The sequence below is a fragment of the Kitasatospora viridis genome (assembly GCF_007829815.1).
In the GTDB taxonomy this organism is placed as follows: Bacteria; Actinomycetota; Actinomycetes; order Streptomycetales; family Streptomycetaceae; genus Kitasatospora; species Kitasatospora viridis.
Genome location: NZ_VIWT01000003.1, coordinates 50,609 through 64,086 on the forward strand (window position 1 = coordinate 50,609; position 13,478 = coordinate 64,086).

Below are 13,478 nucleotides of genomic sequence, written 5' to 3' on the forward strand. Positions count from 1 at the left end.
GTTGTTGCCATGAGACAGACCAGGAGTGCCGGCCCGCTCCGGCGCCCGTCACCGCGCACGTGGCTGCTCAAAGCAGTCGTGGCGGCGACGTCGGTGATCGCGGCGCTGGCCGTGCAGGTCCCGGTGGCCTCGGCGGCGGCCACGGCGCCGCACGCCTCGCCGTCAGCGACACCGTCACCGGCACCGTCACCGACAGCCGCCACCACGACCACGACCACGACGAGCGCTCCCGCGAAGCAGGCTCCGGCGCAGCAGAGTTCGTCGCAGCCGGCCTCGGCGAGCGCCACCGCCGAGGCGACCGCCTCCGCGAAGGCGAAGGCCACCGGCAAGCCGGTCGAGGTCGCGCCGCTGACCACCGAGACCGTTCAGGTGATGGCGAATCCGAGCGGCACGTTCACCGCGACCTCCAACCTGCGGCCCGTTCGGGTGAGGAAGAACGGCACCTGGACACCCATCGACAGCACGCTGACCCGCAACGCCGACGGCTCGTACTCGCCGAAGGCCTCGCTGCTGGCGATGTCGTTCTCCCCCGGCGGCACCGGCCCGGCGATCACGGTCGCCGATCCCACCGGCAAGCACGCGCTCGCGCTCAGCTGGCCCACCGCGCTGCCGGCGCCGAGGGTCTCGGGGAACGCGGCGGTCTACGCCGACGTGCTGCCCGGTGTGGACCTGCGGCTGGCGGCCAGCGGTGACGCGTACACCGAAGTCCTGATCGTGCACGACGCCCAGGCGGCCGCCAACCCGGCGCTGGCCTCGCTGACGATGCACGTGCACGGCACGGGCCTCACGCTCAAGGCGGGCCCGGACGGCACGCTGTCGGCCACGGACGCCTCGGGACACCCGGTCATGTCCGCACCGCAGTCGATCATGTGGGACTCGCGCGCGGACAGCCGCGCCGGCCCCGCGCCGACGGCCGACGACCCGGGGTCGGGCGTCGTCACCCCGCTGAGCGTGTCCGTCGCCCCCAGCGCGGCGCCCAAGGCCGCCGCCGGGACCGTCGGCGGCGCGAGTGCGGACGATGCCGAGCTGACGGTCGCGGCTCCCGCCGCCGCGCTGACCGGCAAGGGCGTCGTCTTCCCGCTCTACCTGGACCCGGGTGCCCAGTTGGGGCAGCTCAACTGGGACGAGGTCGACAACCAGGGCCACTTCTGGTGGGACGACAGCACCCTCGACGTCCGGGTCGGCTACTGCGACGACCCCACCTGCCCCAGCCCGAACCCGACCATGCGGTCCTACTTCGAGATGGACACCAACTACCTGGCCAAGGGCAACGGGACGCACGCCACCGTCCTCGGCGCGAACTTCTACATCACCCAGACCTGGAACGCGCCGTTCAACTGCGTCGCGGAGCCGGTCGACCTGTGGAGCGCCGGCCCGATCGGCTCCGGCAACACCTCGTGGCCGGGAGAGGCGATCAACAACCTCGCCTCGGTCTCGTCCGGGGCGGGCCACGACTGTCCTTCGGCCTCGCTGAACTTCAACTCCCCCGGCCTGACCTCGTTCATGCAGCAGGCGGCGAACGACTGGTGGCCGAACACCACCTTCGGCCTGGTCGCCGACAACGAGAGCGACCCGATGCAGTGGAAGCGGTTCGACAACTCCTCGCCCGCGCTGAGCGTCACGTACGACTACCCGCCGAACACCCCGGGCGGCCTGCGCGTCTCGGACCAGATCGACTGCGCCGGCACCATCTACACGCCCGACGCGCAGCCGACGATGTACGCGACCGCCACCGACAACAACCCGCAGCCGCAGAACGTGAACTACTGGTTCGAGATGTGGCCGGCCGGCGGGTCCTCGCGTGACTCCTGGAACACCTCGCCGGTGACCCGGGCCAGCGGCCAGGAGGGCGGCTGGCAGGAGAACATGACGTCCGACATGGGCGTCGGCAACGACCAGTTCCAGGTGCGGGACGACAACGGGCCGCTCTCCTCCGGCTGGTCACCCTTCTTCAACTTCCACACCGTGCACGAGGACCTGTCCGGGGTCCATCCGACCGTCTTCTCCTACGACTTCCCGCAGGACGCCGCGGGCAACGCGCTGTGGGGCGCGCCGCAGGGCCTCGGGCGGTTCGAGATCGGCAACGGCGGCAACGCCAACGTGGCCGGTTTCCAGTACTCCTACGACAACAACGCCTTCCCCGCCCCGCCGACCTGCGGCAACGGGGTGGCGGGCAGCACCAGCGGCGCGGTGGGCGCCACCGGCGGCTCCGGCACCGGCGGCGCGATCCTGCCCACGCCCCCGGGCGGCGCGCTGGCCTTCGGCCACCACACGCTCTACGTGCGCGGCTACGACGTGGTCGGCAACCCGACCGGGGTCACCGCCTACCAGTTCCTCCTCTCGCAGAGCGGAGCCTCGGCCACCGCGCACCTACCGGTGACCAGTTCGCTGAGCAACGCCGCCCTCGGCAAGTGCCTGGACGACCCGAACAACAAGGGAGCCGCCGGCGACATCGCCCAGATCTGGGACTGCAACAACGCCCTCGCCCAGGAGTGGTCGCTCAACTCCAACGGCACGGTCACCCACAACGGCCTGTGCCTGGACGTGATCGGCGGACCGAGCGCCACCGCGAACGGCACCAAGGTCCAGCTCTACACCTGCAACGGCTGGGCCAACCAGCAGTGGCAGGTCGCCCAGGACAGCACCGGCAACTGGATCCTGCGCAACCCCAACAGCGGCCGCTGCCTGGACGACTCCCTCGGCTCGAAGACCGACGGCCAGCAGTTCCAGATCTGGGACTGCAACAACACCGACCACCAGACCTGGGGCTTCGACCTGAACCCGTACCGCTACGGGGGCGCGGACGCCCTCACCGCGGGCGGCGTGACGGCGACCGGGACCCGCTCCGGCTCCTCCCTGTCGGCGCAGAACCAGATCTGTGACGCGGGCGGCAAGGGCTGCTTCTCCGGCGGGCAGCAGCTGTGGTGGTACGGCGCCGGGCCGGGCGGGGGCTCGTACGTGACGGTGCCGTTCACGGTCGCCGGCGAGGCCGACTACGCGCTGAGCGCCCGGTTGACCAGCGCCCCCGACTACGGCCAGTACGAGTTCGCGGTCGACGGCACGCCGCTGGACCCGACCGTCGTCGGGCTCGCCCAGGCCGTCGACCAGAACGGCAAGCCCTACGGCCGCTACGACGCCTACCGGGCGGCGGGCTGCTGCGGGATCAACGACGTGTCGCTCGGCGGTCTGCACCTGACCGGCGGCCGGCACACCCTGACCATCACGATCGTCGGGACCTCGGGCGCGGCCGGCGCCTACGGGCTCGGCCTGGACTACTTCTCCGCCGCGCAGTACGCGAACGCCACCGCGGCCTCGTTCTCGGCCTCGCTGAACAACCACGGCATCACCGACGACGCCGCCCCGGCCACCGGCGACCTCGACTTCGGCCCGGCGGCCCCCGGGGACGTGGGCGGCGTCGGCGCCGGCGACTCGCTGTCCAAGCAGACCCTGGCCGCCGCGAACCTCGCGCCGGGCACGGCGTTCACCCTCGACGGCATCAACTTCACGATGCCGACGGCGAACGGCGCCGGGAACGACAACACGGTCGCGACCGGCCAGACCATCACCCTCGACCCGTCCCAGCAGATCCGGGCCAACGCGATCGGGCTGCTGGTGGCCGGCACCAACGGCGGCACGGCGCAGACCACGGCGACCGTCAACTACGCGGGCGGCCAGGCCGCCGAGGCCCCGGACGTGCCGAAGTTCCCGTCGGTGGGCGACTGGTGCAGCGGCCCGGCGGCCTCGGCCGCGTACACCCTGGCCTACCGCAACGACCCGCACGGCAAGGACACCAGCGGCACCTGCAACTCGCCGAAGCTCTACCTGGTGGTCCTGCCGGTCCACCCGATGAACAACCTCGCCTCGATCACCCTGCCGTACGTCGGCAGCGGGTTCACCCCGGGGGCCGCCTCCGCGGCCCTGCACGTGCTCGCCATCGGCGTGCGGCCGGCCGCGGCGGCCAACCTCACCAAGAGCGCGGACGCGTCCGCCGGCAACCACCCGCTGACCATGAGCGGCAACGTCGGCTTCGACGGCTACGCCAAGGGCAAGCAGGGCGCGGCGGTGTTCGACGGAGCCGGCGGCTCCGCGGCCACCTCGGGTCCGGTGCTCGACACCACCAAGTCGTTCAGCGTCTCGGCCTGGGCGAACCTCCAGCAACTCGGCAGCGCGAACCAGACGTTCGCCGTCCAGCAGGGCTCCACCGCCAGTGGCTTCTCCCTGGACTACGTCGGCAGCAGCGGCCACTGGCAGTTCGGCCGACCGAACGCCGACACGATGAATTCGAGCCACGTGCAGGCGGTGTCGAACGCCGCGGCCACCACGGGCTGGCACCACCTGGTGGGCACCTGGGACGCGACCAGCGGCACGATGCGGCTCTACGTCGACGGAGTGGCGCAGAACTCCACGGCGACCGACACCACCCCGTTCGCCGCGAACGGCCCGCTGGTGATCGGTCGCGGCTACTGGAACGGAACGCCCACCAACTTCGTCAACGGCGAGGTCACCGACGTGCAGGCCTACCAGCGCGTGCTCTCGCCCGCCGACGTCGGCGCCCTGTACAGCGGTCCGGTCACCAACGACCTGACCGGCTCGACCGGCCCCGCGACCGGGTGGTGGCAGCTGCAGGACTTCGGCCGCAACTGGACCGGGGCGTGGGCCGCCGAGCCCACCGCCGCCGCGCCGAGCACCACCAAGCCGCTGGCGGGGATGACGATCCGCCAGATCGTGCACCCCAGCGACCTCGGCTTCGGCCAGGTCCAGACCCTGGTCAACGGCACCCCCGGCACCGAGGCCCCCGTCCCGGTGCAGACCCGGATCCGGCTGACCAACCGGTTCAGCACCACGCCAGTCACCATCGACGCCGCGAGCATCGCCGCACAGACCGGCACCGCCGGGACGGTCGGGGGCGCGGCGACGGGCGCGGCCACCGCGCTGACCTTCGACGGCAAGGCCTCGGTGACGATCGACCCCGGCGCCGAGGCGGTCTCGGACGCGGTGCGGCTGCCCGACACCAGCACCGGCACCGGCAACCTCGCGGTCAGCCTGACCCTGGCCGCCGGCACCGGCACCCCGCCCGCGGCCGCCCAGCTCACCGACCCGGCCTACCCGGTCTACGTCGCCTCCGGGAACCAGAGCGCCGACACCGGCACCGCCGGTACCTGGTCCACGGACCCGTCGCTGACCGGCCGCTACTGGCTCTCCGGCGTCGACGTCACCGACGTCAACGACCCGAACGTCGCACAGACGGCGGGCAGCCAGCCCGGCACCATCGCGGTCCTGGGCGACCAGGTCAGCGGCGCGGGCAGCCCGGCCACCTGGGTCGACGCCCTGGGCAAGGACCCGAACGCGGTGTCGCTGCCCAGCCCGAACCCGGGCGGTTTCGTGAACCTGTCCAGCGCCGGTGCCACCACCGCCTCGGCGGTGGCGCGGTTCGGCGCGGCGCCGAACGCCACGGTGCTGGACGAGCCGAACCTGCGGGCGGTCGTCGTCACCCTGGGGATCAACGACCTCACCTCCGGGGAGTGCGCGACGGCGAGCAGCGCCTGCGCGGCCACGGTCGAGCAGAACCTGCAGAAGCTCGTCTCGACCCTGACGCCGTACGGGATCGAGAACTACTCCGGCCCCGACGGCACCGCCCCGGTGCACGTCTACCTTGCCACCGTGCCCGACCAGGCCAGCCTGACCCCGACCCAGGAGGCGCAGCGCACCAAGCTCAACACCTGCATCAAGGGCGGCGCCTGCGACTACACCGGCCTGATCGGCAACACCGGCTACGTCGACCTCGACGCGGCCGTCACCGCGGCCGGCCCGGGCGCGAGCCGGGCGGCGATCAACAGCGCGATCACGGCGAAGTTCGACGCGAACGCCAGTCTGATCAACACCTGGTGATCCGGGGCTGAAGCCGACGAGGGGGTGGGACGGGCAGCTTGCCCGTACCACCCCCTTCGGCTGACTCGCCATCAGCACGCGGGGTCAGCCGAGGGCCGCGGTCAGCAGGGTGAAGGCGGCGATGATGACGGCCACGCGGGCGTAGTGGAAGCGGTCCCAGCGGTTCATCTGTTCTTTCCAGTCCGCGGGCCGGTTCTCCGGGGTCCACGTCTTGCCCCGGTTGTTGATCGGGACGAGCAGCAGGACCGACATGATCACGCTGACGATCAGCAGCGCGCCGGCGGTGACGACGAGGCCGGTGCCGTGGTGGTGCCATCCGGCGACGGCCCAGATCGCGCTCAGGACGAGCGAGCCGATGTACCAGAACGGCATCACGGCGCCGAGCATCCTGCCTCCGTGGGCGCGGCCGAGTTGGCCGCTGTCCTCGGGGAGGGCGTTGAAGATCGGGTTGATGACGAAGGCGACGGAGAACTCCACCCCCACCATCAGTCCGACGACCACGACGGTGACGACCTCAAGTGCGTGGAGCATGGTGATCCCCCTTGGATCTAGCACTGCTAGCTGTTGATGCAACGCTAGTACTACCGGCGCTCGATTGTCTAGCGGCGCTAGAATCAGGGCATGCCGATACCGGAACGCAAGGAACGCCATGAGCGCGAACGGGCGGACCGCGAACGCCTCATCGTGGCGATCGCCCGCGAACTCGCCGAACAGCAGGGCTGGGACGCGGTCACCACCCGCCGGCTCGCCGCGCGGATCGCCTACAGCCAGCCCGTCCTCTACAGCCACTTCCGCGGCAAGCGCGAGATCATCGGCGCCGTCGCCCTGGCGGGTGCCGCCGAACTGGCCGCAGCGGTCCGGGCCGCGACCTCAGCCACCGACAGCCCCCGCACCCGGGTCGCCGCCCTCGCCCGCGCCTACCTCGGCTTCGCCGCCCGCAACCCGGCGGTCTACGACGCCCTGTTCCAGCTCGACGGCGGCCTCGCCTTCGCGCACGAGGACACCCCGGCGCCGCTGAAGGACGCCTTCGCCACCCTGCTGGACACCCTCGCCGAGGTCGCCGGCGAGGGCGTTCACCCGGGCCTGTTCACCGAGGTGTTCTGGGCGGCCCTGCACGGGCTGGCCACCCTGACCAGGACGGGACGGCTCCCGCCGCCGGAGGCCGAACGCAGCGTTGAGCTCCTGGTGGACCGGCTCACCGCGGCCTGACGCACCGTCACCCGCACCGGGTCACGCGGACTCGTCCGCGGCGCGCAGCTGCTCCTCCAGGCGGGTGCCCTCCAGGTCCGGGTCGGGCACGTAGCGGGCGAACCAGCGCGGGTGGTACCAGATCCGGGCGCCGACGATCGCCATCACCGCCGGGACCACGGTGAGGCGGACCACGAAGGCGTCGAGGAAGACGCCGGCGGCGAAGCTGAAGCCGATCGCCTTGATCGTCGGGTCGCTGGTGAACATGAAGGCCACGAAGATCGAGAACATGATCAGCGCGGCCGCGGTGACCACCCGCGCGGCGCGCGCGGTGCCGCGCTGCACGGCGCCGCGCGCGTCGTCGGTCGCGGTGAAGTCCTCCTTGATCCGGGAGACGACGAAGACCTCGTAGTCGCTGGAGAGGCCGAAGATGATCGCCAGCATGATCAGGGGCAGGAAGCTGATCGTCTCGGTCGGCACGATGTTGAAGAGGTGCCGCCCCCAGCCCCACTGGAACATCGCCACCTGCGCGCCGAAGGCCGCCGCGACCGACAGCAGGAATCCGATGATCGACTTGATCGGCACCAGGATCGTCCGGAAGGCCAGGGTCAGCAGGACGAAGGCCAGCCCGACCACGACCGCGAGGAACACCGGGAGCGCGTCGGCGAGCTTCTGCGAGACGTCGATGTTGGAAGCCGTGGTGCCGCCGATCAGGACCGGCGCGCCGACCACGGCCTCCAGGGCGGCCCGGTGGTCGCGCAGGCCGTGCACCAGGTCGGCGGTCGCGGTGTCGTTCGGCCCGCTCTTCGGCACCAGCCGCACGATGGCGACCTGGTTGTTGGAGGCCAGCGAGGAGGCCGCCGCCACGTCGGGCTGGGTGGCGAGCGCGCCGGTCAGCCGCTGCACGGCAGCCGGGGTGGCGGGGCCCTCGGTCACCAGCAGGAGTGGACCGTTGTAGCCCGGGCCGAAGTGAGTGCTGATCAGGTCGTAGGCCCGGCGCTGGGTGTCGGAGGTCGGCTTGGACGCACCGCTCGGGAGGCCGAGTTGGATGGAGAGCGCCGGGATCGCCAGCACCAGCAGCAGCGCCACGCCGGTCGCGGCGGCCGGCACCCGGTGCCGCACGACGAACCGCGCCCAGCGCGCGCCGCCGGTGGTGGGCGACTCCGCGGCCGAGGTCTTGGCCACTCGCTCGTGGTGGCCCGGGCGCAGCCCGGTGCTGACGAAGGCGGTGATCTTCTCGCCCGCGAAGCCCAACAGCGCGGGCAGCAGGGTCAGCGCGATCAGCAGGGCGACGGCCACGGCGGCGGCCGCCGAGAGCCCCATCACCGTCAGGAACGGGATGCCGACCACGGACATGCCGCTCAGCGCGATGATCACGGTGAGCGCGGCGAACACCACCGAGCCGCCGGCGGTGCCCACGGCGAGCCCGACCGACTGGTCCAGCGCCATGCCCTGGAGCACCTGGTTGCGGTGCCGGAAGAGGATGAACAGGCCGTAGTCGATGCCGCAGGAGAGTCCCAGCATGATCGCGACCGTGGTCGAGGCGGAGGCGATGTTGATCACCGAGGCCAGCGCCGTGATGCCCATCAGGGAGACGACCACGCCGAGGACCGCCGTCAGGATCGGCATCCCGGCGGCGACCAGCGCGCCGAAGGTGATCATCAGGATGACGAAGGCGACCACCAGGCCGATCAGCTCGGGCAGCTCCGAGGGCACCACCCGCCAGCCCGGGTAGACGCTGCCGGAGTACTCCACCTGCACGCCCGCGGACCGGGCGGGCGTGACCGCCTGCTTCAGCGCGTCCAGCGAGGAGTCCTTCACCTCCCCCGGCTGCCCCGTCCACTGCACGGTGACCAGCGCCACCTGCCCGTCGGGCGAGACGCCGTTGGCGGCGTAGGGGTCGGAGACGGTCGCCACCTGCGGCACCGTCCTGATCCGGGCCAGCGAGGCGTCGATCCCGGCCCTCGGCCCGGGCTCGGTGACGCGCATCGCGGCGGGCACCGCGAACACCACCTGGGTCTGACCGCCTGCCAGCGCCGGCAGCGTCCGCTTGAGCAGGTCCGTCGTCCGCTGCGACTCGGTGCCCGGGATGGTGAAGGTGTCGTTCGTCTTCCCGCCGCTGGCGGTCGCCAGCGCCACCGCGAGCACCGCCACGGCCAGCCAGGCGCCGAGCACGGCGCGCCGGTGCCGGAACGCCCAGCGCCCGAGCCGGAACAGGTAAGTGGACACGCTGACGCCTCCGCGGGAAACCGGTCGACCCGCCGCGGACACCTGCCCCGGACGGCCACGCTGTCCCTCGCAGTCTGCCGCCGGCCCGGCCGGGGGCGCCCTCCGGCAGGTCCATCCGTGGCGGCCGGGACCCGACGGCACGTCAGGAGCACGCGGACGGCACCCGGCTGACGCACGTACCGCCCTGGCGTACGTGCCGCCTGACGTGCCGTCGGCGCTGCCGCCCGTCCGTACGGAATGAAAGTCCACGGTCGCAGTGCCGAATGCGGCCGTCAATGAGGAACATTCCGCATCGCAGATATCCGTCGTGATATCTGAACGAATTCTCGGCGGCCTCCTGCGGATACGTGGATTGACGGGCAGTGTGGTCCGATGTAGCGTCTGCCGCGAAACACCACGGCGGCACCGAAAGACCTATTTCAGCGAAACACTGAAATTGTCGGTGCAGGCCGAACCGGGTGGCCTCGAACCCGACAACTCTTCACCGAAGGCGGTGCGATCGTCGATTTCGACGCACCGCTCCCCCTTGAGCTCGGCAGCCTTGGAGCTCTTCTGCGACCAGGTGCTGCCCGAGGTGAAATCACTGCGACTCACAGGAAAGGAGGTGTACAAAAAATGGAGGGATTCGACGACCTGGTGCTGGACGACAGCGCCTTCGAGCTCGTGGACCTGGGCGCGGTGGTGCCTTCCTCGGTGACCGCCGGCTACGGCCTCACCGAGCTGTCGGCGTCCGCCGGTGCGAGCAGCTGCTGCTGCTGCACCCCGTGCTGTTCCTGCACCTGATCCGGTGCTGATGTTCCTGGCACACGAGCTCTAGCCGGTGCGCGTTTGTGAAGGGGACCGGGTGGCTCTCGGTCCCCCCTCTGACCAGTCATCAACGAAGGCGTCCAGCAGTGGCGGTGGAAGGCAGTGGCCCGATGAGCCCGCAGGCCCGGTCCGGCACGGCGCGCCACGGGCTCGGCCCGGCCGCCGTGATCCGCCTCGCCGGCAGTCCGGTCGCCGTGCTGGACGGGCTGCGCGGTGTGCGGAGCTCGCGCACGGCCGCTGAGCTGGTGCGGCTGCGCGCCGGGATCGCCGCCGCGACCGGCGAACTGTCGGGCCTGCTGTATGCGGCGATCGGCGCCGCGGGCGACGGGGAGCGCAGGGCCGGGCTCGTCGCGGTGCGCCGGACCGTGCACCGCGAGCGGCCGGTCGATCCCGCCCGGCTGGCCGGGCTGCCCGGCGATCTCGCGGACCCGGTGCGGGCCTGGACGGCGCGGCTCGCCGAACGCGACCGCCTGCTGGCGGTGCTGCCCGAGCAGCTCGAACGGGACTGGGCCGAGAGCTGCGAGGCGCTGCGCGCCGCGGCCCGGCTGCCCGCCTTCCAGTTCGGGCTCGTGCACGCCAACTCCGACCTGTTCCAGGCCCTCGACAAGTGGCTGCGCACCGGACGCGCGCCGCAGCGCCAGACCGTGCTGCGGCTGGCGCAGTACCTGGCCCGGTCCGCGGCCAAGACCAGCCCGTACTCCACGTTCACCAGCAGCGGCCTGGCCGCCTGGGGCGAGGCCGGGGAGATCGTCGAGTCGGCCGTGCGGGCCGGCAGCGCGGTGACCGGAACCGAGGTCAGCGTCGGCTCGCTGCACCGGATCGCACGGGCCGTCAGTGCACGCCCGGAGGTCGCCGGCGGCTGCCGGGTGCGGCTCAACCCCAGCGCGACGGCCGCCGACGGCACGCTGGTGTTCCTCGGCCGGGGGCCGGTCGAGCAGGTGCACGGCCTCGCCCTCACGCCGGCCCTGGGCCGGGTGCTCGAACTGGCCGCCCACGGCGGCACCTTCGACGAGCTGCGGGGCGCGCTCCCGGCCGGGGCGGCCGGCGGGCGCCAGGTGGAGGCGTTCCTGAACCGCCTGGTGGCGCTGGGCCTGCTGGAGCTGGTCCCGCCGCTCGCCGACCAGTCCGCGGACCCCGTGACCGATCTGCGCTGCTGGCTGCACCGGCTCGACCGGCCCGGCCTGGCACGGCTGGACCGCACGCTGCACGAGGTCCATGAGGCGCTGTCGGCCTACCCCGCGACCACCGCCGCCGGCGACCGGGTCGCCGTCCGCGAGGCCGTGGTCCGCGCCCTGGACTCGGCCCTGCGCGCGGCGGGCGACCACGCCCACGCCGAAACCCCGGCGCTGGCCATGGAGTTCGCCCGGTGCAGCTTCTACGAGAACGCGGTGCACCCCGGCACGGCTGCCGTGCTGGACCGGGCGGGCTGGCGGCCGCTGCTGGACGACCTCGACGCGGTGCGCACGCTGCTCGGGCTGATCGGGCCGGACCTGGCGTTCAAGCTCGTGCTCGGCTCGCTGCTGGAGCGCCGGTACCCGGCCGGCGCGGAGGTGCCGCTGCTGGTGTTCTACCGGGACGTGCTGGCCGAGCAGTCCGCCCACGCCGCCTCGGCCCCGGCGCACAGCCGCTTCGCCGATGCGGACAGCCCCGTCGAGGCGGTGCGCGAGCTGCACCGCCTGCGCGCCGCCGGCAAGCGGCTGCTGGGCGAGCGGGCGCCGGACGGGGACGGTGTGGTCCGGGTCGGCGCCGAGGAGGTGCGCCTGCTGGCGAAGGAGTGGCCGGACTGGGTCCGCGCCCCGGCGTCCGTCGCGGTCTACTGCCAACTCGCCGAGACCGCACGGGGCCCGGAGCTGGTGGTCAACACCGTCAGCTGCGGCTTCGGCCGCGGCCGAAGCCGGGTCCGGCAGGTGCTGGACGCGCTCGGCCTGCTCGCCGGCGCACCGCCCGAGCCGGGGCCGGCCGAGGGCTGCGGCGAGGTGCTCTTCGCCGAGTTCGAGGCCGTGGCCGGCTCCGCGGTCAACGTCCGCAGGCCCGGTGTCCGGCTGGCCGTCGACTATCCCGGTGTGCGCAGCGTGCGGGAGGGCGGGGCCCTGGTGCCCGTCAACGACCTGTACGTGCGACGCGGGGAGGACGGGCTGCCGGCGTTGGTGTCGAGGCGGCTCGGGCGGCTGATCCGCCCGGTGCACCCGGGGCTGGGCGACCGGCTGCTGCCGCCCGCCGCCCGCTTCATGATCGAGGCGTTCGGCGAGTCCACCACCTGGTTCGGCGCACACACCGAACTGCGGATGACCGCCGACCCGCGCGCGGACCTCGACGTGCGCCACCTGCCCCGGCTGATGGTCGGCAGCGTGGTGCTGCGGCGTGCCGTGTGGATGACCCGCGCGGACCGGCTGCCCCGGCGCGCGGACGCCCCGACCGACGCGGCGTGGATCCTGCGGCTGGCCGGCTGGCGGGCCGAACACGGCGTGCCCGAGCGGTGTTTCGTCACCGTTCTCGAACCGGCCGACCTGGGCCGGGGCGGGCGGGGCCCGGGCAACGGCGTCAAACCGAACTACGTGGACTTCACGAGCCCGCTGCTGCTGCTCGGGTTGGACCGCCGGCTCACCGAGCCGGGGGCGATCGTGCAGCTCAGCGAGATGCTGCCGGAGCCCGGCCAGGTCCGGGGTGAGCACGTCGCCGAGTACGTCGTGGAACTCGACGAGCCCGGAGTGACCCGCGTCCGAGCAGCGGGCGAATAGGTACTCCGTTCGGTAGTTTTACGCCTCCCGTGGCGAGGGGCCGGTGCAGCAGGGTGGTGGCGACCGCACGCGGTAGGTGCGTTCGCCCACCCCCCGCCGTCGCACGCTCGTGCGTTCGGCGGCGAGGACGCGCCTTCCGCACCACATGGACCACGGAGGACAGTGCCATGGCCACCCTTGAGACCACCGCCACCGTCGACATCGGCTACCGGTCGGACGGCCCCGGCCGCCTGATCCTCGACCAGATCGCCGACAAGTGGTCGATGACGGTACTGGCGTTCCTCGACCGGCCGCGGCGGTTCAACGAGATCCTGCGCCACCTCGAAGGCGTGACCCACCGGGTCCTCACCCACACCCTGCGGCGCCTGGAGCGCAGCGGGCTGGTCGCGCGACGGGTGCTGACGGCGTCGCCGATCCGGGTCGAGTACTCCCGGACCCCGCTCGGCGAGTCCCTGCGGGAGCCGTTCGGCCACCTCTACGCCTGGACGGTCGAGAACCTGGACGACATCCGAGCGCACCAACTGGCGTACGACGAGCGCCTGCGCGGTCAGTAGGACCCCACCCCCGGATCGGCGGGCGCCCCGCGGGGCGCCCGCCGTGCTGCCCTGCCCGTTTCGAAACCCACGC

At 72.5% G+C, this 13,478-nt stretch carries 7 protein-coding genes; 5 read left to right on the top strand and 2 right to left on the bottom strand.

Annotated elements, in window-relative coordinates:
- Window positions 1–9 precede the first annotated feature (9 nt).
- Window positions 10–5,889, top strand: coding sequence for a LamG-like jellyroll fold domain-containing protein (locus FHX73_RS30925; RefSeq protein WP_145909250.1), 5,880 nt, complete (start codon window positions 10–12; stop codon window positions 5,887–5,889).
- Between the two features lie 84 nt (window positions 5,890–5,973).
- On the opposite strand, the gene FHX73_RS30930 is transcribed toward FHX73_RS30925, so the two are convergent.
- Window positions 5,974–6,420 carry an anthrone oxygenase family protein gene (locus FHX73_RS30930; RefSeq protein ID WP_145909251.1) on the bottom strand — a complete coding sequence of 149 codons (447 nt, stop codon included), beginning with the start codon at window positions 6,418–6,420 and terminating at the stop codon, window positions 5,974–5,976.
- A gap of 90 nt (window positions 6,421–6,510) precedes the next feature.
- On the opposite strand from FHX73_RS30930, the gene FHX73_RS30935 reads away from it, so the two are divergent.
- Window positions 6,511–7,098 carry a TetR/AcrR family transcriptional regulator gene (locus FHX73_RS30935; protein WP_145909252.1) on the top strand — a complete coding sequence of 196 codons (588 nt, stop codon included), beginning with the start codon at window positions 6,511–6,513 and terminating at the stop codon, window positions 7,096–7,098.
- A 21-nt stretch (window positions 7,099–7,119) separates the two neighbouring features.
- On the opposite strand, the gene FHX73_RS30940 is transcribed toward FHX73_RS30935, so the two are convergent.
- Entirely contained in the window at window positions 7,120–9,306 is a 2,187-nt protein-coding gene (locus tag FHX73_RS30940) for an MMPL family transporter (RefSeq protein WP_145909253.1), read from the bottom strand.
- 615 nt (window positions 9,307–9,921) lie between these two features.
- Between FHX73_RS30940 and FHX73_RS30945 the strand changes: the two genes are divergently transcribed.
- The 3 genes from FHX73_RS30945 to FHX73_RS30955 all read left to right on the top strand — a co-directional run bounded on the left by FHX73_RS30945 (window position 9,922) and on the right by FHX73_RS30955 (window position 13,405).
- Window positions 9,922–10,089 (top strand): thiomuracin/GE37468 family thiazolyl RiPP peptide, encoded by a 168-nt coding sequence (locus tag FHX73_RS30945; protein ID WP_145909254.1) that lies wholly within the window; start codon window positions 9,922–9,924, stop codon window positions 10,087–10,089.
- A gap of 134 nt (window positions 10,090–10,223) precedes the next feature.
- Window positions 10,224–12,851 (top strand): lantibiotic dehydratase, encoded by a 2,628-nt coding sequence (locus FHX73_RS30950; protein WP_145909255.1) that lies wholly within the window; start codon window positions 10,224–10,226, stop codon window positions 12,849–12,851.
- A 167-nt stretch (window positions 12,852–13,018) separates the two neighbouring features.
- A complete protein-coding gene (locus FHX73_RS30955; RefSeq protein ID WP_145909256.1) occupies window positions 13,019–13,405 on the top strand; it encodes a winged helix-turn-helix transcriptional regulator in 387 nt (128 codons plus the stop codon).
- The last annotated feature ends 73 nt before the right edge of the window (window positions 13,406–13,478 follow it).

Bases quoted from the DNA above. Each gene is read 5' to 3' on its own strand.
- FHX73_RS30925 (WP_145909250.1), top strand. From the start codon at position 10: ATGAGACAGACCAGGAGTGCCGGCCCGCTCCGGCGCCCGTCACCGCGC.
- FHX73_RS30930 (WP_145909251.1), bottom strand. From the start codon at position 6,420: ATGCTCCACGCACTTGAGGTCGTCACCGTCGTGGTCGTCGGACTGATG.
- FHX73_RS30935 (WP_145909252.1), top strand. From the start codon at position 6,511: ATGCCGATACCGGAACGCAAGGAACGCCATGAGCGCGAACGGGCGGAC.
- FHX73_RS30945 (WP_145909254.1), top strand. From the start codon at position 9,922: ATGGAGGGATTCGACGACCTGGTGCTGGACGACAGCGCCTTCGAGCTC.
- FHX73_RS30950 (WP_145909255.1), top strand. From the start codon at position 10,224: ATGAGCCCGCAGGCCCGGTCCGGCACGGCGCGCCACGGGCTCGGCCCG.
- FHX73_RS30955 (WP_145909256.1), top strand. From the start codon at position 13,019: ATGGCCACCCTTGAGACCACCGCCACCGTCGACATCGGCTACCGGTCG.